21 protein-coding genes, 1 tRNA gene and 1 pseudogene are annotated in these 21,609 nt (G+C 37.9%); 13 read left to right on the top strand and 10 right to left on the bottom strand.

The features are described 5' to 3' along the window. Positions 1-34: 34 nt before the first annotated feature. Positions 35-475 (top strand): DUF2726 domain-containing protein, encoded by a 441-nt coding sequence (locus ACN19N_RS05040; protein WP_269228359.1) that lies wholly within the window; start codon positions 35-37, stop codon positions 473-475. A gap of 21 nt (positions 476-496) precedes the next feature. Here the strand turns inward: ACN19N_RS05040 and ACN19N_RS05035 are convergent, their stop codons facing one another. From ACN19N_RS05035 to glnA, 5 genes and pseudogenes are all read right to left on the bottom strand, one after another. Beyond that, positions 497-703, bottom strand: coding sequence for a hypothetical protein (locus ACN19N_RS05035; RefSeq protein WP_269239317.1), 207 nt, complete (start codon positions 701-703; stop codon positions 497-499). Between the two features lie 106 nt (positions 704-809). Continuing rightward, a pseudogene (locus tag ACN19N_RS05030) lies at positions 810-1,755 on the bottom strand (alpha/beta hydrolase family protein). Between the two features lie 105 nt (positions 1,756-1,860). Beyond that, a complete protein-coding gene (gene ubiA / locus ACN19N_RS05025) occupies positions 1,861-2,742 on the bottom strand; it encodes a 4-hydroxybenzoate octaprenyltransferase (protein WP_420002102.1) in 882 nt (293 codons plus the stop codon). Positions 2,743-2,757: 15 nt separating this feature from the next. Further along, positions 2,758-3,249 (bottom strand): chorismate--pyruvate lyase family protein, encoded by a 492-nt coding sequence (locus tag ACN19N_RS05020; RefSeq protein WP_004663105.1) that lies wholly within the window; start codon positions 3,247-3,249, stop codon positions 2,758-2,760. A gap of 125 nt (positions 3,250-3,374) precedes the next feature. After that, positions 3,375-4,790 (bottom strand): type I glutamate--ammonia ligase, encoded by a 1,416-nt coding sequence (glnA, locus tag ACN19N_RS05015; RefSeq protein WP_269239314.1) that lies wholly within the window; start codon positions 4,788-4,790, stop codon positions 3,375-3,377. Between the two features lie 623 nt (positions 4,791-5,413). On the opposite strand from glnA, the gene ACN19N_RS05010 reads away from it, so the two are divergent. From ACN19N_RS05010 to ACN19N_RS04975, 8 genes are all read left to right on the top strand, one after another. Then, complete coding sequence (locus ACN19N_RS05010) at positions 5,414-5,998, top strand: aminodeoxychorismate/anthranilate synthase component II (RefSeq protein ID WP_004663108.1); 585 nt, start codon at positions 5,414-5,416, stop codon at positions 5,996-5,998. Positions 5,999-6,345: 347 nt separating this feature from the next. Then, entirely contained in the window at positions 6,346-7,704 is a 1,359-nt protein-coding gene (locus ACN19N_RS05005; protein WP_420002101.1) for an L-cystine transporter, read from the top strand. A gap of 258 nt (positions 7,705-7,962) precedes the next feature. Next, positions 7,963-9,012, top strand: coding sequence for an anthranilate phosphoribosyltransferase (trpD, locus tag ACN19N_RS05000; RefSeq protein WP_293737955.1), 1,050 nt, complete (start codon positions 7,963-7,965; stop codon positions 9,010-9,012). Between the two features lie 9 nt (positions 9,013-9,021). Then, positions 9,022-9,828, top strand: a complete 807-nt coding sequence (gene trpC, locus ACN19N_RS04995; RefSeq protein ID WP_420002100.1) for an indole-3-glycerol phosphate synthase TrpC — start codon at positions 9,022-9,024, stop codon at positions 9,826-9,828. 140 nt (positions 9,829-9,968) lie between these two features. After that, positions 9,969-10,388: a hypothetical protein gene (locus tag ACN19N_RS04990; protein ID WP_293737935.1), complete on the top strand. Its 420-nt coding sequence runs from the start codon at positions 9,969-9,971 to the stop codon at positions 10,386-10,388. Between the two features lie 198 nt (positions 10,389-10,586). Further along, on the top strand, positions 10,587-11,276 hold the full coding sequence (locus ACN19N_RS04985) for a Smr/MutS family protein (RefSeq protein WP_293737933.1): 690 nt from the start codon (positions 10,587-10,589) through the stop codon (positions 11,274-11,276). Positions 11,277-11,366: 90 nt separating this feature from the next. Then, positions 11,367-11,915, top strand: coding sequence for a GTP cyclohydrolase I FolE (folE, locus tag ACN19N_RS04980; protein WP_017397502.1), 549 nt, complete (start codon positions 11,367-11,369; stop codon positions 11,913-11,915). 14 nt (positions 11,916-11,929) lie between these two features. Further along, a complete protein-coding gene (locus ACN19N_RS04975) occupies positions 11,930-12,292 on the top strand; it encodes a cupin domain-containing protein (RefSeq protein WP_420002099.1) in 363 nt (120 codons plus the stop codon). A gap of 36 nt (positions 12,293-12,328) precedes the next feature. Here ACN19N_RS04975 and ACN19N_RS04970 read toward each other — a convergent pair whose 3' ends face one another. The 4 genes from ACN19N_RS04970 to hemE all read right to left on the bottom strand — a co-directional run bounded on the left by ACN19N_RS04970 (position 12,329) and on the right by hemE (position 16,856). Further along, positions 12,329-14,209 carry a DUF4105 domain-containing protein gene (locus ACN19N_RS04970; RefSeq protein ID WP_420002098.1) on the bottom strand — a complete coding sequence of 627 codons (1,881 nt, stop codon included), beginning with the start codon at positions 14,207-14,209 and terminating at the stop codon, positions 12,329-12,331. A 79-nt stretch (positions 14,210-14,288) separates the two neighbouring features. Beyond that, a complete protein-coding gene (locus ACN19N_RS04965) occupies positions 14,289-14,759 on the bottom strand; it encodes a DUF3015 family protein (protein WP_004663119.1) in 471 nt (156 codons plus the stop codon). Between the two features lie 186 nt (positions 14,760-14,945). After that, a complete protein-coding gene (locus ACN19N_RS04960; protein WP_420002356.1) occupies positions 14,946-15,710 on the bottom strand; it encodes a DUF817 family protein in 765 nt (254 codons plus the stop codon). A 72-nt stretch (positions 15,711-15,782) separates the two neighbouring features. Next, the gene (gene hemE, locus ACN19N_RS04955) at positions 15,783-16,856 is read right to left on the bottom strand and encodes a uroporphyrinogen decarboxylase (protein WP_420002097.1); all 1,074 of its coding nucleotides are present in this window, start codon (positions 16,854-16,856) and stop codon (positions 15,783-15,785) included. A 200-nt stretch (positions 16,857-17,056) separates the two neighbouring features. On the opposite strand from hemE, the gene ACN19N_RS04950 reads away from it, so the two are divergent. Beyond that, on the top strand, positions 17,057-18,259 hold the full coding sequence (locus tag ACN19N_RS04950) for a L,D-transpeptidase family protein (protein WP_269228372.1): 1,203 nt from the start codon (positions 17,057-17,059) through the stop codon (positions 18,257-18,259). A 62-nt stretch (positions 18,260-18,321) separates the two neighbouring features. Here the strand turns inward: ACN19N_RS04950 and ACN19N_RS04945 are convergent, their stop codons facing one another. Then, entirely contained in the window at positions 18,322-19,584 is a 1,263-nt protein-coding gene (locus ACN19N_RS04945) for a GGDEF domain-containing protein (RefSeq protein WP_420002096.1), read from the bottom strand. Between the two features lie 162 nt (positions 19,585-19,746). Here ACN19N_RS04945 and pyrC point away from each other — a divergent pair, with 162 nt between their 5' ends. From pyrC to ACN19N_RS04930, 3 genes are all read left to right on the top strand, one after another. Further along, complete coding sequence (gene pyrC, locus ACN19N_RS04940) at positions 19,747-20,781, top strand: dihydroorotase (RefSeq protein ID WP_034602647.1); 1,035 nt, start codon at positions 19,747-19,749, stop codon at positions 20,779-20,781. Further along, a complete protein-coding gene (rnt, locus tag ACN19N_RS04935; RefSeq protein WP_420002095.1) occupies positions 20,766-21,431 on the top strand; it encodes a ribonuclease T in 666 nt (221 codons plus the stop codon). The genes pyrC and rnt overlap by 16 nt, the downstream gene beginning before the upstream one ends. A 19-nt stretch (positions 21,432-21,450) precedes the next feature. After that, positions 21,451-21,526, top strand: a tRNA-Glu gene (locus ACN19N_RS04930). The last annotated feature ends 83 nt before the right edge of the window (positions 21,527-21,609 follow it).

The following is a 21,609-nucleotide window of genomic DNA, read 5'->3' as shown; positions in this document are numbered from 1 at the left end:
GAGTGGGTTTTTTATTCATGTATTGATAATAAATATGTTTGCATCTAATCAGATTATCTTTTTGCTTATTGGCTTGATTAGCACAGTATTACTTTTAATTAGTTGTCTACGTTCTTTTCTACCACAGCAGAAGTTTTTTGCTCGCCCTGTTATTACCACATTTGAATCAAAGATGTTCACGAGGCTAAAACAGGCATTCCCTAACAATCACATCCTTACACAAGTCGCTTTCAGTGCTTTAATTACCAGCGATCATTATAAAATTCGTAGTCAATTCAATCGCAAAGTGACTGATTTCGTGATTTTAGACCAAGAAATGAATGTATTGGCAATCATCGAACTTGATGATCCAAGTCATATTGGAAAAGAATTAGAAGACAAAAAACGCGATCAAATGCTTTTAGAGGCAGGGTATAAAGTGCATCGCTACACTCAAATTCCATCTGTAAAACAATTACAGATGGACATTCGATAAATCAAATTTTCTAATTAAGGATTATTCAGACTGAATTGCTGATTCAGCATTTTTCTGTTTTTCAAATTTCTTTGCAATTTCTGCATGTTGTTGATCGTATTTTTTCTTGGTTTGCGCATCACTTTTTGCAGCTAGAAATGCCATGCCTATAATAAAGATTGGGATCAGAAGCCCCAGACTCATTAATAACCAAGGTATCGGCTTCTTTTCAGTAGATTGTTGACTCATAAATGATCCAGATTCCAATAACACAACTCATCTTAATGTAACAATATAACAAAAAAGAGCCGCTATGAAGAGACTCTTTTTTGAAAGTTATGATCTTAATAAAAGCTTAAAATTTACCTGTAGACTGAGCATTTTGACCCGCATCTTTTTGATCATCAGTCAGCACAATCCCCGTACCTGCTGACATATATTTTTGAATAAATTCCACTGCTTTTGCATTTCTACAAATGATCGCCTGCGTATGCGTTGCATTTGGTACGATATCCAATAAATAATTTTCATCATAAGCTGCTTATGGAAAGAATTTTAAAGCATTCTCTTTCATATTCTTAACTAACAGTTGCGTAACTGCTGGCAATACCGCTTGATCTTTTTCTCCCTGAATAAGTAAGACAGGTGTCTTAATTACTTTTTCTTTAGTCGAATTGGTTGCAGGCTGAGTCGCCGCTAAGAAATTTTGCACCACAACATCTTCTTTAAACTTAGTTAGATCAATACCAAACTGTGTGATTTGATGTGTAGGGTCTACTAAGAAAGCCAAAATCCCCGCTTTAAATTTCTCCTGTAATCCATTAGCGCTATCTGGAGCTAGATAACTCAAGCATGCACCATCATCGCCGGTACGACCATATGCTAAATCTGCGATACCTAACCCCTCATAATCAGGTGCAATCACAACGTAACCAGCCACCAATAGAGTATCAGCAAGGATTCTACAACGAGGATTAATCACATTTTTGCTTGGTGCCCAACCATCACCCACCCCAACAGTTCCATGTTCCCACACAACAATACGATAACAATCTACAGGTTTAGCAACTTTAGGAAAAAGCACCATCGCTGTTGCAGTTGCTGTTCGCCCTTGAACATTTGCAATTTTACAGGTCATTACTTTAATCGAAGCAGCAGTATTAACCGTATCAATCGCATAATTGCTTTCATACAAATGGGGGTTACTCGAATCTACTCCAGTGTAATCATCATTACATGCAGTTAAAAAATAATGCTGAAATAGAGAGTGTCATTGCTAAAGCAATTTTTGACCGTTTCATAAAATATCCTTTTGTCTTTGTTTCTTGCGCACGAAACTAGATGCTGCTTTATTAATGCACAAAAAAAATGCCCTATATAGGACACTTTTCAACCAATAAGTCATTTTAAGACATTAATTCCAAAAAGATTCCCAGAAAAATTATCATTCCTACCCAACGATTGTGACGGAATGCCCAGAAACAAATCTGTGGTTCTCGATGTTTAGTTTTATATGCCTGATAAACAAAATCCCCTGCAACAATAAGTAATGCAATCATTCCAAACGGCATAAAAATATGTTGCAGATACAAAGCTGAGCCAATTAATAACAAGCTAATAAACTGTAATAAACCAATTATCTGTATATCGTAATTACCAAATAAAATTGCGGTAGATTTCACACCAATTTTCAAATCATATTCACGATCAGTAATTGCATATTGTGTATCATAAGCTACTGTCCAAGCCAAATTACCGAAATATAAAAGCCAACAGGTTAAATCTGGCGTTTGCCCAACCGCAGTATATGCCATCGGGATTGACCATGAAAAAGCAGCACCTAAAAACACTTGTGGTAAATTGGTAAAGCGTTTCATAAAGGGATAAATAAACGCTAAAAATAATGCACCAAATGACCAATAAAAGGTTTCGATCGGCAGGAAAAATAGCAACATAGCACTTGCAGTAACTAAAGCTAAAAATACAAAAACAGCCTCGCGAGCACGAATTATACCTGTAGCTAAAGGGCGTGTTTTTGTACGTTCAACATGCGCATCAACTTTACGGTCAGCAAAATCATTGATCGCACAGCCTGCTGCACGCATAAAAATAACACCCAAAATCATAAGCAATAATATTTTAAGATCTGGTGCCCCTTTTGCAGCAATCCACAAAGCCCACATAGTCGGCCAAAAAACCAATTCTGTACCGATTGGCTTATCAAAGCGGCATAAATAATAATAGGCTTCTAAACGTTGTCGCCATGTTGTGTGTTGCACTGTTTCCATGATGAATCCTTAGAGTCAATGCTGTTGAATAAACTGCTCAAATGCTGGGAGAAAAGTCTCTTGCACGATAAATTTACAACCATGCCAAGTATAACAACTTTGTCTAGTCCAACCTTCTTCTAGATAAATAACCCTTCTTTCACAAGCTGGATTAGTTCGTTGAAATAAAAACCAACCGATTGGCTTATTACGGATATGCCGAAATAATCGAGCTTTCTTGTGTAGGCTTAAAATTGGAAAAATACTTTTTGCTTTGACCCAAGCCTGTGCCTGATTACCATATAGATTCGTTTCACGCACCCATGCAATATGGTGTGCTGGCATTTGCATCCATTGGCTATCGTTAAAAGTGAGTCGTTGAAACTGTTCGTTGAGACGCTCGACATGAAATGCCCCCTCACCCAAATCAGTCAATTGCTGAGTGAGAGAACCAGATGCATACAACCATTTTTTTAATTCAGCTGGGATCTCTCGCCCCTTAATTCTGTTTGGTCGTAAATTTCGCATGCTTGGCTCACTAAAAACATCGCAACTAGTTTACATGAATTTCTTTGGAAAAAGCGCATGACTTTCAATTGAATCAAAAACATAAAAAAAGCTCGCCGAAGCGAGCTTTTTCAGAATCGAATGTATTACAAGCTATAGTACATATCAAATTCAACTGGGTGAGTCGTCGTATTAAGACGACGTACATCTTCAGTTTTAAGTTCGATATATGCATCAAGCATTTCTTTAGTGAATACACCACCTTTCAACAGGAACTCGTGATCCGCTTCAAGTGCAGCAATTGCCATTTCTAAGTTATGAGCAACTGTTGGGATTTTTGCTTCTTCTTCAGGAGGAAGATCATACAAGTTCTTGTCAGCAGCTTCGCCTGGGTGGATCTTGTTTTGGATACCGTCAAGACCAGCCATTAACAATGCTGAGAAACCTAAGTATGGGTTCATTAATGGATCAGGGAAACGTGCTTCAATACGCTTGCCTTTAGGACTAGAAACGTAAGGAATACGAATAGAAGCAGAACGGTTACGTGCTGAGTAAGCAAGCATAATCGGAGCTTCGTAGTGTGGAACTAAACGCTTATAAGAGTTTGTACCTGGGTTCGTGATTGCATTCAATGCACGAGCGTGCTTGATGATACCACCAATGAAGAACAATGCCATTTCAGATAAACCAGCATATTCATCACCAGCAAACAAGTTCTTGCCATCTTTAGAGATAGACATATGAACGTGCATACCAGAACCGTTATCACCTACCATTGGCTTAGGCATAAATGTCGCTGTTTTGCCATATTGGTGAGCAACGTTCCAAACTGCATATTTGAATTGTTGAACTTCGTCTGCTTTACGAACTAAAGTATTGAAGCTCACACCAATTTCTAATTGGCAAGAAGCAACTTCGTGGTGATGTACTTCTACACGACCAGGGCCCATGATGTCTTCGATACGTGCACACATTTCAGCACGCATATCTTGATGAGAGTCAACTGGAGGAACTGGGAAATAACCGCCTTTAACACGTGGACGGTGACCAGAGTTACCTGCTTCGTAATCTTTACCTGTAGACCATGCAGCTTCTTCAGCGATTAATGTATGGCGAGCGCCAGACATATCGATGTCCCATTTCACTTCGTCAAAAACGAAGAATTCTGGTTCTGGACCAAAGAATGCAGTATCACCGATACCAGTAGATTTTAAATATTCTTCAGCACGACGAGCAATCGAACGTGGGTCACGCTCGTAACCTTGACCAGTAGATGGCTCGATTACGTCACAAGTTACAACAACTGTTGGCTCAGCAAAGAACGGGTCAAGAAAACCTGTTTCAGCATCTGGACGTAAGATCATGTCAGAAGCTTCAATGCCTTTCCAACCAGCGATTGAAGAACCATCAAACATTTTACCGTCTTCAAATGTATCTTCATCAATTGTGTCAGCTGGGTAAGTTACGTGTTGCTCTTTACCCTTAGTATCAGTAAAGCGAAAATCGACCCATTTTGCGCCACTTTCTTTGATGAGTTGAAGGACCTTGTTCGCCATGCTCATTTGCTCCAATGAAATTTTTATGCACTTGTTAAGTGCGTGTTAGTTGTTGATATATAATTAGCAATTATCATACCAACAATTTTAAAGCATACCTAAAACATTGAAATTCTTTGCAGAAAAAATGCTTTAAGCTCCATGTCCTATGTCCACTATAATGTTTGCTTTCACAAATGCACCATATTTAAACATTCCGATCCCAGCTAGTCCCCAAAATAGACATAACGAACCAAAGTGGTGCAAAACATATAACAGAGAACTAATGTAGTGCAAAAGCACACCATCACTAGTTAGCATAAATTGGCTTTTTATATCATTCTTTTTAACTTCATTCCAATCAATTCATTTAGACTTTTGGTTCACTTTGTATATTTTCACCCAAGTCATTCAATTTATGAAATTTATTATCTGTTTCTATGGTTCTTTATATCCTCGGTTTATAAATCCATAAAAACATCTATTAAACGAAATATTCAACATTGATCATTTGTTTTTGTTATGATTATTGTCCTCTATATCTAAGAAATGCCTTTACGACGCATATAGCGCGAAAGGAATATCGTTTTTAGATAGGTTTATCAAAAGCAAAAGCACAATAAAGTGCGTATTTTCAAAAGGTTATAATCATGCTTTTAATGATTGACAACTATGACAGTTTTACTTACAACATCGTTCAATATTTTGGCGAGTTGAATCAAGAAGTAAAAGTTGTTCGTAATGATCAAGTCACATTAGAAGATATTGAACGATGGCAGCCTAAATACTTGGTAATTGGTCCAGGTCCATGCTCACCAAGTGAAGCAGGAATTTCTATTCCTGCAATTAACCATTTTGCGGGTAAAATTCCTTTATTGGGTGTCTGTCTTGGACATCAAGCGATTGGACAGGCATTTGGTGGCAAGATTATCCGCGCTAAAACGGTTATGCATGGTCGTTTATCTGATATGCATCACAGTGACAAAGGAATTTTTAGTCACTTACCTTCCCCGTTTGCTGCTACACGTTACCACTCATTGGTAATTGAGCAAGAAACTTTGCCAGAATGTCTAGAGGTGACGTGCTGGACGAACCAAACAGATGGCACAATTGAAGAAATTATGGGCGTGAAACATAAAACACTTCCTGTTGAAGGTGTTCAATTCCACCCCGAATCTATTTTGAGCGAACATGGTCATCAAATTTTTAAAAACTTCTTAGATATTTACGCTTAATTACTAAGTTTTATTTAAAAACAGCTTATTTGTATAATAGGCTGTTTTTATTTTGAACATATAAAATCACTATATAACTCATACACACTGATTATTTTTTCAGCATTAAAATCAAGACTTAAAAATTTAATTCAAAGCAAATCATTCTTTTTAAAAAATTAAAATACTTTTCATGTATTACGGAAGAAGAAATTCATCCTCATTTTTTCAGTTCTGGAATTCCTTTTTAATTTTTTAGATTAAGTATAGTTATAGGAATGATTAAGCTTCATGGGTGCTGAATGATAGAATCTGAATCATTATTTTCTAGAGATCTCCCCCTGAAATATCAATCAGGATAACCTATTGTGAATATCTTAGTTTTATTGAATATTATTGTTTTTTTCTTGCTGATTGCAGGATTGTTTTTTAGTTACCGACAAGATTGGAGTCTTTCTAAAAAAGTACTGATCGGTATGATCGTAGGTATTATTTATGGTTTAAGTCTTAAAGCGATTTACAGCAACAGTGCAATTATTGAACAATCTGTTGCATGGTTCAATCTCATCGGTAATGGTTATGTTCAACTTTTACAAATGGTGATCATGCCACTTATTTTTATCTCCATTTTAAGTGCGGTCGTCAAACTCCATCAAACCACTTCTTTAGGTAAAATCAGCGTATTTGTTATTGGTATTTTACTGGTTACCACAGCAATTGCTGCTTTTGTCGGAATTAGTATTACTAACTTATTTGGTCTGACTGCCGAGGGCTTAGTCCAAGGCACTAAAGAAACTGCGCGCCTTGCTGCAATTCAAAGCGATTACATTGGTCAAGTCACGAACCTAGATATACCTAAACTACTTCTCTCTTTATTGCCACAAAACCCTTTTGCAGATTTAACAGGTATACGACCAACATCAATCATTAGTGTGGTGATCTTCTCAGCTTTTTTAGGCGTTGCAGCATTAAAACTGATGGATAAAGACCCGATCAATGGTGAGAGAATTCGACATGGTATCGAAGCATTACAAGCCTTGATTATTGGCTTAGTACGTTTAGTGATGCAATTTACGCCTTATGGTGTATTAGCACTCATGGCGAAAATGGTCGCAACTGCAAACCTTGCTGACATTGTTAAGCTAGGTGAGTTTCTAGTCGCTTCTTATCTCGGTCTTGCCGTTATGTTTATTGTACATGGGCTAATTTTATTATTCGTTCGTGTCAACCCCATTGAGTTTTTCAAAAAAGTTTTTCCTGTACTTACTTTTGCATTTACAAGCCGCTCAAGTGCAGCAAGCATTCCTCTCAACATTGAAACACAACATAAACAATTAAGTGTTCCAGAAGGCATCGCCAGTTTTTCAGCATCATTTGGAGCGACAATAGGTCAAAATGGTTGTGCTGGTTTATACCCAGCTATGCTTGCGGTTATGGTAGCGCCTACAGTAGGGATTAATCCTCTTGATCCTTTATGGATAGCGCAACTGGTGACAATCGTTACACTGAGTTCAATCGGTGTCGCAGGTGTTGGTGGCGGTGCAACTTTTGCTGCTTTAATTGTATTACCAGCAATGGGATTACCAGTTACATTAGTGGCTTTGCTGATTTCGATTGAACCGTTGATTGATATGGGCCGTACGGCTTTAAATGTAAATGGCTCTATGACTGCTGGTGTGGCAACAAGTCAAATCCTTGGGCTTAGAAACAGCATCAATAACGATTAATCAAATATTGTTTCAATCAAAGCCAATCATTCGATTCGATGATTGGCTTTTAATTTTATACAGATCATGATTAGAAAAGATTAAGAACCACTCTACCTAGCTATTTAAATTAAAATCTAAGCACAAACATAAAACTGAGACTATTTTCTGCTAACATAGCCGATTAGCAAGTGAGCCTTTCTCACAAAACCAAGTCCTTCTTCTTTATTAACCCACTTCACTTAAGAATTTTAATCATTAATGCTGTAACTCATGACTATGAATATCCAACAGGCTCTTAATCACATTACCAAAAACATTCATCTTACCCAGCCACAAATGGAAGATGTCATGCGTAGCATTATGCAGGGCGAAGCAACTGATGCACAAATCGGTGCGTTAATGATGGGCTTGCGCATGAAAGGTGAAAGTATTGATGAAATCACTGCAGCAGCACGCATTATGCGTGAGTTTGCAATTAAAATTGATGTGAGTGATATTCCTCACTTGGTTGATATTGTCGGCACAGGTGGAGATGGTCAGAATCTATTTAACGTCTCTACAGCTTCAAGTTTCGTTATAGCTGCTGCTGGTGCAACCATCGCCAAACATGGTAACCGTGGTGTGTCGAGTAAGTCAGGTTCATCCGATGTACTCGAACAAATGGGAATTCAGCTTGATTTAGATATGCAACAAACCGAACGCTGCATCCGTGAAATGGGTGTAGGTTTCCTATTTGCACCAAATCATCATAAAGCCATGCGTTATGCAGTCGCACCTCGTCGTGAGTTAGGGATTCGTAGTATTTTCAATCTACTTGGCCCATTAACAAATCCTGCTGGTGTGAATCGTTTTGTGATCGGGGTATTTTCAGATGAGTTATGCCGCCCTATCGCTGAAGTATTAAAGCAGTTGGGTGCAGTGCATGTACTGGTTGTACACTCTAAAGATGGTTTAGATGAGATCAGTCTTGCAGCCCCAACGACTGTCGCTGAACTGAAAGATGGTGAAATTAGCGAATGGACGCTAACGCCTGATGAAGTTGGTATTCCCTCTCAAACCCTCACTGGCTTAGTGGTCAACAGTTCAGAAGAAAGCTTAAAGCTAATCAAAGATGCTTTAAGCCGAGATAAATCAGATATTGGTGAAAAAGCAGCAAACATGATTGCACTGAATGCAGGTGCAGGTATTTATGTTGCTGGTATCACCAAGACTTACAAGCAAGCAGTTGAGTTCGCTCAAGATATTCTTTATGGCGGACAAGCTTTAGAAAAAATGAGTATCTTGGCTGAATTTACCAAGACATTAAAACAATCTCAGGCAGACTAAGGACTTCTCATGATCGATATTCAAAATACCATTTTAGGTAAAATTGTTGACCGCAAACATGAGGAGCTTGCAGCACGTTTAAAACAACGTAGTTTGTATGATGTTGAACAGTGGGCAAAAGAAGCAACACCTGTTCGTGGTTTTGCCAAGGCTTTACAACATAAACGTCCAGCCGTTATTGCTGAAATTAAAAAAGCGTCACCTTCTAAAGGTGTGATCCGAGCAGATTTCAATCCTGCTGAAATTGCACAGCAATATGAACAAGCAGGTGCTGCTTGCTTGTCTGTATTAACAGATGTGGATTTCTTCCAAGGTGCGGATGAAAATATTGCAATCGCACGTAATCACTGTGGCCTACCTGCGTTGCGCAAAGATTTCTTGGTTGATCCTTATAATGTTGTTGAAGCACGTGCGCTGCATGCAGATTGTATTTTATTAATTGTGGCATGTTTATCAGATCAACAACTTGAAGAAATGTCAAAAACCGCATTTGAGCATCAACTTGATGTGTTGGTTGAAGTGCATGATGAATATGAATTGGAACGTGCGTTAAAGCTTTCTGAGCACTGTATTCTAGGTGTGAATAACCGTAATCTTAAAACCTTTGATGTTGATTTAAATACTTCGTTACGTTTAAAGAAATTATTGCCTGCTTCTCGTGTTTTAGTCACAGAAAGTGGTATTGCAACGCCTGCTGATGTAGAAATGATGCAAGCCAATGATATTCATACGTTCCTTGTTGGTGAAAGCTTTATGAAACAGCCCCACCCTGATCTGGCGTTTGGTGAGTTGTTTGGAAAAACTGAACAGGTTTAAATTTATGAGGTTCAAGGTAAAATTTTGCCTTGAACCTTTTAAATGATGCTAGAACTAAATATAAGTTCTTAATAAAGAATAAAAATTAGAGTTAGAAAATACCAATAGATTAATCAACGATTAAAGACTGATGAAAAAACATGAGTAATTTTTTATTAATTCTAGGGCTGATCTTTTTAGTTAGCTTTCCAATTTATAGTCATCTCTATTGCTATCAAAAAATTCAGAAGTTCAAAGATCCAAGAGTATTTTATTTCTTTAGTTTAATTCCTGGAGTCATCTTTATTAGCAGCGGAATGTACTTTTCCCCTGTAGATACATTTATTAAATCTGAAGAATGCGGTGTAGTAGAACAATATAAAACTTTTCAGAAACGGAGAGGTCACTTCGAGCGCCTTGCAATTGTGATGGATCAATCTGGTTATATTCGTTATTTTGACTTCGATGATACTTTACCCCGTGTTCAAGTTAACCAACATATTTGCTTTGAACTGTACGACCGTTTAAAAAATAAAGGCTTAAACCAATCACGAATTATAAGGATTCTAACTCCCTCTTAATAAATGAAAAATTACAAACGTAGCTTCCGTAGATAATGGATAAAGAAACTAAATCAATTTATCCCATCAATACTTTGAAGCATTTATCATCACTTTAAAGCTCATATCGCTCCATGAATGCAATTCAGTTCAAATCATCACGGTTTCGGACTATAATTTTTCCATCTCTCTCGTATCTTGCATATTTTCTTAAAAATTATGAGTAAACATGATTCCTCGCTTTCTAAAGATCAGTTTAACTTGCTGAAAGCTTTTAAAAAGCAAATCTCTAGTCCTCAATCTAATGCTATAGCAAAACAAGTTGAGGCAAAAAAAACTCAGGCTATCAATGAGGAGTTGGAAGATACTGAGCTTTTTAAAAAAGCCCTACTTGGGGTAAAACCTATCGACAATCAAAATATTGCAGACACCAAAGTCACACGTCGCAAAAAAGTTGATGCCCAAACTTTAGCAAAACGCGCAGCAGCCGAAGGTGGTACTGAGCAAGAGCTTACAGAAATTTCGGATACTCAAGCGATCTTAAATCCAGTGGCAAGCCAAGCGACTTTAAGCTATCGCATTGCAACCTTGCAGCACAAAGTCTTTGAAGATTTAAAAACAGGTAAAACTCGTTGGTTTGAAGCAGTCGATTTACATGGCTGTACCGTTGAACAAGCCAGAGCAGCCGTTCTACAGATCATTCAAATGGCAAAAGATGAAAATCAAAATGTCATCAAAATTGTTCACGGTAAAGGACCTGAAGCCATTTTAAAAACCTATGTCAATGGCTGGCTTAGACAACATCGTGATGTACTTGCATTTGTCAGCGCACCTGAAAATCAAGGGGGTACTGGTGCTGTTTTAGTGCTCTTAAAACGTGCAGAAAAGAACCCAAAGCACAAACAATAATCGGCATTTGGTTCAAAATTAAGTTTTTGAGTCGTTTTCTGATACAATTCCCGTTTTGTTCAACCCACCTAAGTGAACATTGTTATGTCTATGCAGCAATCGTACGCAAATATTTTAACTGCCGTTGGTGAAGATCTAAATCGCCCAGGCTTAAAAGATACGCCTATGCGTGCGGCTAAAGCTTTTTCTTTTTTAACTTCTGGTTATAGCAAAACCCTTGAAGAAGTTACAAATAGTGCGGTTTTCCCATCCGATAACCACGAAATGGTATTGGTCAAAAATATCGAGTTTTATTCGCTTTGTGAACATCACCTTCTCCCTTTTTATGGTCGTGTCCATATTGCTTATTTACCTGAAGGTCAAGTTTTAGGTTTATCTAAATTTGCACGTATTACAGAAATGTTTGCGCGTCGTTTGCAAATTCAAGAAAACTTAACACAGCAAATTGCCGAAGCAGTTGCAGAAGTGACTCAAGCACGTGGTGTTGCAGTTGTAATTGACTCTGCGCATATGTGTATGATGATGCGTGGTGTAGGTAAACAAGAATCAACCACACGTACGGTTTCTTTTGTTGGTGATTTTAAAACGGATAAAGATGCACGTCGTGAGTTTTTAAGTGCTGTTCCTGAAAGCTATTAAGCTGAGCAATTAGAATGTCATCAGTTCAGTTAGCAGGTTTCGGCGATTTAATCGTAAATGAAGCAACTATTGATTACCCTCGTCCCGATCGTCTGGTTCGAGGTAATCCTGAACGTCTCACCTATAGCTTATATGAACATCCACATATGGACTGCGGTATTTGGAAATGTGAAATTGGTGCTTGGAATATTCAATTCGCTGACAATAAACAAGAGTTTTTTCAAGTGATTGAAGGAATTGTCCGTATCCATGATGCAAAAACTCATTCTTTTATTGAAGTGACTGCTGGAAATGCAGGGATTATCCCACCCGCATTTGTCGGTACATTTGAAGTCGTTGAAGCAGTTAAAAAATACTATGTCATCGTTGAAGTCTAGATACTGGAAATTAGCCTGATCCTAGTGATATCTTATCTAAAAAAACAGAACATAGCCTAAACCTACTTTATTCCAGTCTTTATGATCTTGTTGTTCAAAATCCAAATTCAGACGCAGAGCATGATTTGTATTCACACTATATTGTAGCTGTGTACCGACTCTTAAATTCCACTGGTTCTGATCTTGCCAATACGGCAGTTCAACTTGCACCACACTATTAATATTATCAGACCATACGTTCATACAACCTACAGTCGGCCCAGCTCCAACACGCCAGCCTTTATCTAAATTTTTACCGCCTTGAATATGGCTTTGTAGTTGGGCATAACACAGATGTCGACGATCATAATCTGCCACGCTATAACCAACTTGCATATTTAGATTCATCACGCCATGTTGCTCATCTTCACTCAACTGCCCATTTTCAATCGCTTCCTGTTTCCAACCTAGATTAAATCCCCAAGTTAACGGCGATTTAAAAGGTTGAACTGGATTATAAGAATTCACTGACAATAGATCTAAATGTTCGAGCTTGAGCTTGTCATCACGATATTGTAGACTACCATCTAAAAATAGTAATTGTGTGCCTGTGCGATAACCTCCTTGTGGATCAATCAAATCGTGATAAGCCTGACGATGACCCAGCTCCACAAACTTTTGTCCTTGCACCTCACCCACATTCACTGACAAATTACGTGCATGATGCCCTTCTACAGGCTGCATTTTTGGACGCTCTGGTTGTTGGCGTTGCTTTTCAACTTCAATCTGACTTCTTTCAGCAAGAAGCTGTCTTAATTTTGGCTGAGCAATATTGGCATCAACTTGACGGCTGATATATTGTAGATATAAATCATCGTAAGCCATTTCTAAAATTTTGGCCTGATCTTGCTGGCTATATGTTTTTAGCGTGGATTGAACTTGATCAGTTTCAATAAAAGCAATTTGATGGGCAATTTTAGCCAAATCTGTACCATGTTGTTTGGCTTGCGAAAGTAGTTGAGTTTCCAATGCAGGACGATAGACCACTTCTTTAACTAAAGCTTGCTGATCAACAGCCTTTAAGGTTTCAATTGGAATTGCAGCGTAACTAAACTGCTGTTTTAGGTTTAAATCGGGACGTACTAAATCAATTAGACCTAATAAACGATAAGCACAATTATCACTGACGAAATAATAGGGAAAACTCACATGCTGCATTTCCCAAATATGTTCAACCAAAAAATGAGTTTTTTCAGGTGTTAAATTGAGCTCATATTCCCATAGATCACGACTTTCAAAATCACCATACTCTTTTACTTTGCGATAATACGGCATTAGTGAATATTCACCGGGATACTGTCCTGTTAAGCCTTTCCATGCATAGGACCAGTTATCATCACCTTTCACTGTGGCAGCATAGTTCACGGCATAGGACACTAGATTGAGTTGTTTCTGATCTTTAGGATCTAGACGCAGCAAAGTATGCCCAAACATCGAACTCGGATTGCCCATAAAGTCAGTGGCATAAACCAAAGTGGCTTTATGCGGCTTGATTTGATTGATCCAATCGTTAAATTCAACACAATTTACTTTTGGAAGTTGTTGTACATCAATATCGAGTTGTTGCATTAACCAACGACTACGTGCAGGAAACTTACAACGGATGGATTGGTTATCTGGGGCTTCAAGAAACAAGGCTTTAATATTTGCTTGTAATTCACTCTTTAAATTTGTTTTGCCGTCTTTGGCATAAAAATAACCAGCATAAGTGACTTCGCTGTTTTGTTTTTGATCGGCATACATCAAGCGTTGCCATGTGGTTTGATGATCTAATTGTTTTTGTTGAGCAAGGTCTAAATACTTTTGTAAATCAGATTCAACCGAGGCATATGTAAAATGACATATCAAAGATGTAAATACAAAAGTAGCTAATTTCATTCAATCGCAATTTTTAAAAATAATCAGAATAAGTATAAGAAAACCCTGCCATTAAGACAGGGTTTTATCGTGCAACAAATTAAACGTATGCTTTAAGCACAGCGTCTTTTGCCATCACGCTTTGTAAAGCATCTAAAACTTGAAGTGAGTTTGTATTTTTGCTTGAATAAATTTCAGCAAAGTTTGCTTTAGACACAGCAAAGAAGCGAGCTTTGTCGTTGGCTTTAATTTGCATTAATTCGGCAAGTACATTTAAACTTTCGCCTTGACCAACTGCCATATCACGCGCTAAAGACTCTGCATTTTCATTGGTAAATGTCACAACTTGAGCCGTTACTGTACCACCTTGACGGCATCCTAAAGTACCGAACGTAATCCCTAATAATTGGTTGGTAAAAATTCCATTGGTTGTTGCTGCAAGGATTTTAGGTGCAATACCTTTTTGACCCGCCCAAATTTGTGTACCAGCACCGCAACCAACATCATTATCAGCCATTGCAACACTTGAGCCAGCTGCTAGCAAAGCTGCTAATGCAATTTTTTTTAACATAAGAAATGTCTCCAGTCTCAATTATTTTTAACTATTTGTTATCACTATTGTGCTGTGTAATTGTTCTTACACAAAGATTAACATAACGAGGTTAAACTTTTTTAGCAAATAAATTTTGAAATATATATGAAATATTCATAACAAAAAGGAGCTCAATAAAAGCTCCATTTGCACGACTATAATCTTTTAGCGCAATCGCCAAGATCCATTTTTATCCCGCACACCTAATATTTTTAAAACCAAGACTAAACTTAAAAGTAATAATAGATACCAAGAACCTAACTTGCCCCAACCCACCATATGCCAAGCATCAACTTGGCTTGGATAAAGCCAAATTTTATAGAAAGTACTGATGTTCTCTGCAATCCAAATCAAAAAAGCAAGCAACAATAAAATCGGTAGCATAGGCACTTTAAAACGATGTTGCTGCAACTGAAAATAAAGCCGAGTTTTCCAAAAAATTACGATGCTCCAAATAAATAGCGCAAGACGAATATCAGGAATAAAAAACTTGCTCATAAAGTTAAGGTAAGACAACACTGCCAAACACAGCATATTGCCAAAATTCGGCAAATTCTCGAATGAAACATTATAGAGTCGCAAAGAACGAGCAAAAAAACTACCCACTGCTGAATACATAAACCCTGCAAACAATGGCACAGTCAGTAATTTAAATATGGCTGGTTGGGGATATTGCCATGAGGCAATCGCTGGATGCGTGAGGAAAATTTCCATCCCCATTGCCATGATATGAAACAAGGCTATCACTTTCGCTTCAGCCCATGATTCAAGCTTTAAATAAATTAGACAGGTTTGAATAATCAGCGCATAAAATAACAAATAATCGTAACGAAAAAAGCCCCAATATTCATGACTTCCCATCGGTGCGGTGACTGCAAATGCAATCAAAAGCAACAACCCAAATAAGGCAGCCGAAGCTGCCTTAGTCATGAAATTTAGGGATAATACGATCAACTGCACAAAATGAATCCTAGCGTGTTTAGTCTTGAAATATGCTCAATATCAACCTAAATATTTTGCGCTGTATTCATGTACAGTATCGACAAAAATCTTAGGTTGTGCTGGATCAACCCACTGGGTAATGCCATGACCTAAGTTTGCGATATACCCTGTTTTTTCACCATTCGCATACGCATCATCTAGCATCGCTTTCACAGATTTTTCAATTGAAGCAGCTGAACCATAAAGCACAGCAGGATCTAAATTCCCTTGTAAAGCAGCACGCCCTGCAACCACATCACGTGCAGTATAAAGCGGTGTAGTCCAATCTAGACCAAACGCATCAGCACCTGTGGTCAGCATCGTCTCCAACCACTGACCGCCACCTTTCGTGAACACAATAATGGGAATACGTCGACCATCTTTTTCACGTTGTAATCCTGCAATAATCTTGGTCATATAATTCAATGAGAATTCAACATATTCTCTATGCGCTAGCGCACCGCCCCAACTATCAAAAATTTGAATTGCTTGAGCGCCTGCATCAATTTGTGCATTCAGATAATCAATCACTGAATCAGTAAGATGATCAAGTAAGGCATGTAACACTTCAGGTTGCGCATACATCATATTCTTAATGAAGCGGAATTCTTTACTTGAACCACCTTCAACCATATAGGTTGCTAAGGTCCAAGGGCTGCCCGAAAAACCAATCAGCGGCACTTGTCCATTTAAAGCAGATCGAATCGTTGAAACTGCATTCATGACATAAGCTAGATCTGATTTAGAATTTAGTTTAGGTAAATTCGCCACATCTTGTTCAGTGCGCACTGTTTTATGAAACTTTGGTCCTTCACCTGTTTCAAAATACAAACCCAGACCTAAAGCATCAGGTATAGTCAAAATATCAGAAAATAAAATCGCAGCATCAAGCTCATAGCGGCGTAACGGTTGTAATGTTACTTCGCAGGCAAATTCAGTATTTTTACATAGAGATAAGAAATCGCCTGCCTGAGCACGAGTTTCACGATATTCTGGTAAATAACGCCCTGCTTGACGCATCATCCAAACGGGTGTGGTGTCTACAGGTTCACGTAATAAAGCTCGTAAAAAACGATCATTTTTCAACGTTGTCATTACCAATCTCTAAATTTTTTCATGTTGAGTGCATCATAGCAAAGTTAACCTCGAATTTATAATTGAAAACCCATACAACAAATCAGACTTCAACTATTTTTTTTACTTGGACACAAAACTGCTACTGCAAGCTGTTCTATTTTCTGTAATACTTGCAATATCTTATATCTCAATATGAATAATTCTTAAGGTTGAATTACATGTTTGTTCGCTCATTACTCGCTATGAGTTTAAGTTGTATTCTTGCTAATGTTGCTTTTGCTGCCCCAACAACTGAGCAACCATTAAATCCAAAAAAAATCTCAGCTCCAGTTCAAGATCCTATTGACCCATTATCTATCGAGCGTTCTGCTGCATCGAGTGTAATGGCTCAATCCGCATCAAGTGTTGCTGTTCAAGCTGCTTCTGAGCCACAAGTCAATACAGGAGCTGCTTCGGCAATATCTCAAAAACTAGAAAATGCACCCGATACCACGACTACAACAGCACCAGCTGTCAAAGTTTCATGGACTTTAGACAGTTTGAATACAGCTGACTGGTATGAAAATATTGGTAAAGGTCAATTTCCTGTATATGCACGTGCACATGTGATGCTCAACAATGCTCATGCTTCACCTGGTGCAATTGATGGCTCAAATGGTAAAAATACACTAAAAGCAATTGCTTCATTTCAACAAATGAATGGCCTTACACCAACAGGTCAATTGACTAAAGAAACTTGGGATGCTTTAGTCGCTCAACAAAACAAACCAACATATATTGAATACACGATCACGGATGCGGACTTAAAAGGTCCATATGCGGATTCAATTCCTGCTGACTATGCACTACAAGCAAAAATGAAAGGTTTGTACTACACGCGTGTAACAGAGATGTTGGGCGAAAAGTTTCATATGGATGAAGGTTTCCTCAAAAAACTAAATCCAACTGCAACGTTCAAAAAAGCAGGCGAAAAAATTATTGTTGCCAATGTGCGCAATGATTTGCCAGAAGATATTCATTTAATTGTGGCACATAAAGGTGCTCGTCAACTTTATTTATTCAATAGTCGTAATCAAATGATCGCGTCATTTCCTGCGACAATTGGTAGTTCTGATACACCATCTCCAACGGGTACGTATAAGGTTGTAGGAGTGACTAAAAATCCATACTACAGTTATTCACCTTCAAATTTCGTTCAAGGTAATAACCTTAAACCGCTCATGTTACCACCTGGTCCAAACGCACCAGTTGGTAATATTTGGATCGGTTTAAGCAAGCGATCTTTTGGTATTCATGGGACACCGAATCCTTCTTTGATTTCGAAGACAGCATCACATGGTTGTATCCGTTTAACCAACTGGGATGCAAATGATTTAGGTGGAAAAGTACGTTCTGGCGTTACTGTAAAGTTCTTAGAATAATTTAGATTATTCAATAAAAAACCGAATACCATCAGTATTCGGTTTTTTTATCACGCTTTCTTTTATTCGACACTGGGCAAGGGTTGATAATAGATTTGGTTACGTCCAAGTTGTTTCGCTCTATATAGCGCTTTATCCGCAGTATGAATCACCGAATCTTGACTAGTTTTAGGATTGCCATTAAACACCGTAATACCCAAACTAATGGTCACATGATTAGAAACTAATGATTTTTCATGCGGAATCATCTGCCGATCAATCGCTCGATAGATATTGGTTGCTACAGCATATGCACCTTGAGCAGATGTTTCTGGTAAAAGCACAACAAATTCCTCGCCCCCATAACGTGCAATGAAATCCATGTGCCGAATTGAGCTTTTAATCGTTTTCGCAATCGCGGAAATAACTTGATCTCCCATCTGATGACCATAAAAATCGTTATAGTTTTTAAAATAATCAATATCTATAAATAATACTGACATTGCCTTACTTTCTTTACATGCGAGTTCATAGTAATAACTAAACATTTCTTCAAAAGTGCGTCTATTTGAGACCTTGGTTAACTCATCATGTTGGCTTAAATGTAGAAGCTCAGATGCTTGGAACCGCAAAATTTTTTCATCAATTTCAGCTATTTTAGTTTTTAGAAATAATTTTCTTTCCTTAGAGCTGAGCATTACACTAATCGAAAAACCCAACAATAGGCTTCCTATAAACGTACGCCCTAACATTAAAAAATCACAGGATACTTTGAGAAAGTATAACGACAATAAGATCACAATTGCTGCTGAAGAACCAATCCATAACATATGTTTGGGTTTAATCCCACTCAAAATAAAACCTAGCATATATAAGAATGCAATCAACACCATCGACTGGCTTTGCAACACTGCATTAGAAATACTCATCATCAATAAAGATGGAAAAAGAATTGTGCAAAACACAATCACACAGGTTGCAGGATAAAATAATGGGTTAAGCCGTCTAAAACGGGAAAATGCCCAAAATGAAAATAATGCAACACCCACCACAACCAAACTAAGAATGCTATATATAAGATCTAATAGAAAGTGAGTACTTGTTCGAATAACCAATAAGTTTGATGGTAAAATCAAAAGTACAAAAATCGTATACGTAATCACCCCTTGACCAAAGAACTGAATCGCATTAATTCTAGTTCGATCAATATTAAATTGCCAAAACTCATTTTCGAGTTGGGTCGGCAAATTTTTCTGTGTTTTCTTGGTTCTAGACTGTGTAATGACTAACTGTTCTAGATCTTCTTTTTCTTTACATAACTGCTTAATATCATATTGATTTTCCATCCCTTTCACTCTTCTTATAATGCTGTATTCTTGTCCAACATAAAAATAACACAATTTCTTATATTTTCATGTGCTTTACGTAACCACTTATCCATAATTGTAGTTACCATTTTCGCACTATATGCATTATTATTTATATTATTTTTAAGCCTGAAGTACGCCTTGAATACGATTACACTTTTACAGCCAGATGATTGGCACGCCCACTTGCGTGATGGATTAGCTTTAAAACGTACTGTTCCAGATCTTGCGAAACAATTTGCACGTGCGATCTGTATGCCGAACTTGGTTCCACCAGTCAAAACTGTAGAAGAAGCTTTGGCATATCGAGATCGTATTCTCGCTCATGTTCCCGAAGGACTTCACTTTGACCCACGTATGGTGCTTTATTTTACAGATTTCACTTCCCCTCAAGAAGTTCTTAAAATTAAAGAATCTGAATATGTAAATGCGATCAAACTCTACCCCGCTGGCGCAACGACAAATTCAGATAATGGTGTGAGCGATATTCGTAAAGTTTATGCCGTGATTGAACAACTTGAAGAACACCAAGTCCCGTTATTGTTACATGGTGAGGTTACTCACAATCATGTCGATATTTTTGATCGTGAAAAAAGATTCTTAGATGAAATTTTGTCTCCGTTATTAAAACAGTTCCCAAAATTAAAAGTTGTGTTAGAACATATTACGACAAGTGACGCTGCAAATTTTGTACTTGAACAAGATCGTAATGTTGCCGCAACGATTACACCGCAACATTTGCTCTTCAATCGTAATGACATGTTGGTCGGTGGTGTGAAACCTCACTTCTATTGTTTGCCAATTTTAAAGCGTCAAACACATCAAACCACATTATTAGAAGTTGCAACTAGTGGTAATCCAAAATTCTTCTTAGGTACTGACAGTGCACCACATGCCCAGAATGCCAAAGAGAATGCATGTGGTTGTGCGGGTTGCTACAGTGCGCCAAATGCAATCGAATTGTATGCACAAGCCTTTGATCAAGTGGGTAAGTTAGAACGCTTAGAAGGTTTCGCAAGTATGTTCGGTGCTGACTTCTATGGCTTACCGCGAAATACTTCAACAATCACTTTGGTAAAAGAAGAAAATACAGTTGCTGAATCTTTTGATTATCTAGAAGATCAAAAAATCATTCCACTTCATGCAGGTAAAACACTGCAATGGAGAAAAGTGTGACACAAGAAGAAAACAAAGCTCCTGTGATTGGTCAGCGTTTTCGTGGATTCTTACCTGTTGTTGTTGATGTTGAAACAGCAGGTTTTAATTCTCAAACTGATGCATTACTTGAAATTGCTTGTATCCCTATTATCTATGATGAGCAAGGTCAGTTCATACCTGGTCCATCATTCCATGCACACATCAATCCTTTTGAAGGTGCAAACTTAGATCGTCGCTCATTAGACTTCATTGGAATTGATCCTTTTAATCCGATGCGTGTAGCGATGGCCGAAGATGAGCGAACAGCTTTACGTCGTATTTTCAAATCACTCACGGAAGTCCGAAAAGCACAGCATTGTACTCATGCAGTATTGGTAGGACATAATGCTCACTTTGACTTAGGTTTTTTACAAGCTGCAATTGCTCGATCTGGTACAAAAAATCAGAATCCCTTTCATAGCTTTTCGGTATTTGATACTGTGACTTTGAGCGCAGTGATGTTTGGTCAAACTGTGTTAGCACGTGCATGTATTCAAGCTGGCATCGAGTTTGATGGTAAAGAAGCACACTCTGCTTTATACGATACGCAAAAAACTGCTGAACTGTTTTGCTATATTTTGAACAAACTGTCTCCTCATCTTCTTGACACTTTGGTGACAGAGCCCTAATATACACCCACCTCAAGAAGTCCCTATCGTCTAGAGGCCTAGGACATCGCCCTTTCACGGCGGTAACCGGGGTTCGAATCCCCGTAGGGACGCCAAATTTTAAAAAGCCACTGCATCTTTAAGACAGTGGCTTTTTTATTGGTTCTTTATAAATAGAGCTGCTACAAAATAATTATTT

Source organism: Acinetobacter sp. LF10 (assembly GCF_048585715.1).
Lineage (GTDB): Bacteria > Pseudomonadota > Gammaproteobacteria > Pseudomonadales > Moraxellaceae > Acinetobacter.
Note: the sequence above shows the minus strand (reverse complement) of the source record. Positions and strands in the feature narration are given on the sequence as shown.

Coding starts and splice junctions, on each gene's coding strand:
- ACN19N_RS05040 (WP_269228359.1), top strand. CDS start 35: ATGTTTGCATCTAATCAGATTATCTTTTTGCTTATTGGCTTGATTAGC.
- ACN19N_RS05035 (WP_269239317.1), bottom strand. CDS start 703: ATGAGTCAACAATCTACTGAAAAGAAGCCGATACCTTGGTTATTAATG.
- ubiA (WP_420002102.1), bottom strand. CDS start 2,742: ATGGAAACAGTGCAACACACAACATGGCGACAACGTTTAGAAGCCTAT.
- ACN19N_RS05020 (WP_004663105.1), bottom strand. CDS start 3,249: ATGCGAAATTTACGACCAAACAGAATTAAGGGGCGAGAGATCCCAGCT.
- glnA (WP_269239314.1), bottom strand. CDS start 4,790: ATGAGCATGGCGAACAAGGTCCTTCAACTCATCAAAGAAAGTGGCGCA.
- ACN19N_RS05010 (WP_004663108.1), top strand. CDS start 5,414: ATGCTTTTAATGATTGACAACTATGACAGTTTTACTTACAACATCGTT.
- trpD (WP_293737955.1), top strand. CDS start 7,963: ATGAATATCCAACAGGCTCTTAATCACATTACCAAAAACATTCATCTT.
- trpC (WP_420002100.1), top strand. CDS start 9,022: ATGATCGATATTCAAAATACCATTTTAGGTAAAATTGTTGACCGCAAA.
- ACN19N_RS04990 (WP_293737935.1), top strand. CDS start 9,969: ATGAGTAATTTTTTATTAATTCTAGGGCTGATCTTTTTAGTTAGCTTT.
- ACN19N_RS04985 (WP_293737933.1), top strand. CDS start 10,587: ATGAGTAAACATGATTCCTCGCTTTCTAAAGATCAGTTTAACTTGCTG.
- folE (WP_017397502.1), top strand. CDS start 11,367: ATGCAGCAATCGTACGCAAATATTTTAACTGCCGTTGGTGAAGATCTA.
- ACN19N_RS04975 (WP_420002099.1), top strand. CDS start 11,930: ATGTCATCAGTTCAGTTAGCAGGTTTCGGCGATTTAATCGTAAATGAA.
- ACN19N_RS04970 (WP_420002098.1), bottom strand. CDS start 14,209: ATGAAATTAGCTACTTTTGTATTTACATCTTTGATATGTCATTTTACA.
- ACN19N_RS04965 (WP_004663119.1), bottom strand. CDS start 14,759: ATGTTAAAAAAAATTGCATTAGCAGCTTTGCTAGCAGCTGGCTCAAGT.
- ACN19N_RS04960 (WP_420002356.1), bottom strand. CDS start 15,710: ATGACTAAGGCAGCTTCGGCTGCCTTATTTGGGTTGTTGCTTTTGATT.
- hemE (WP_420002097.1), bottom strand. CDS start 16,856: ATGACAACGTTGAAAAATGATCGTTTTTTACGAGCTTTATTACGTGAA.
- ACN19N_RS04950 (WP_269228372.1), top strand. CDS start 17,057: ATGTTTGTTCGCTCATTACTCGCTATGAGTTTAAGTTGTATTCTTGCT.
- ACN19N_RS04945 (WP_420002096.1), bottom strand. CDS start 19,584: ATGGAAAATCAATATGATATTAAGCAGTTATGTAAAGAAAAAGAAGAT.
- rnt (WP_420002095.1), top strand. CDS start 20,766: ATGGAGAAAAGTGTGACACAAGAAGAAAACAAAGCTCCTGTGATTGGT.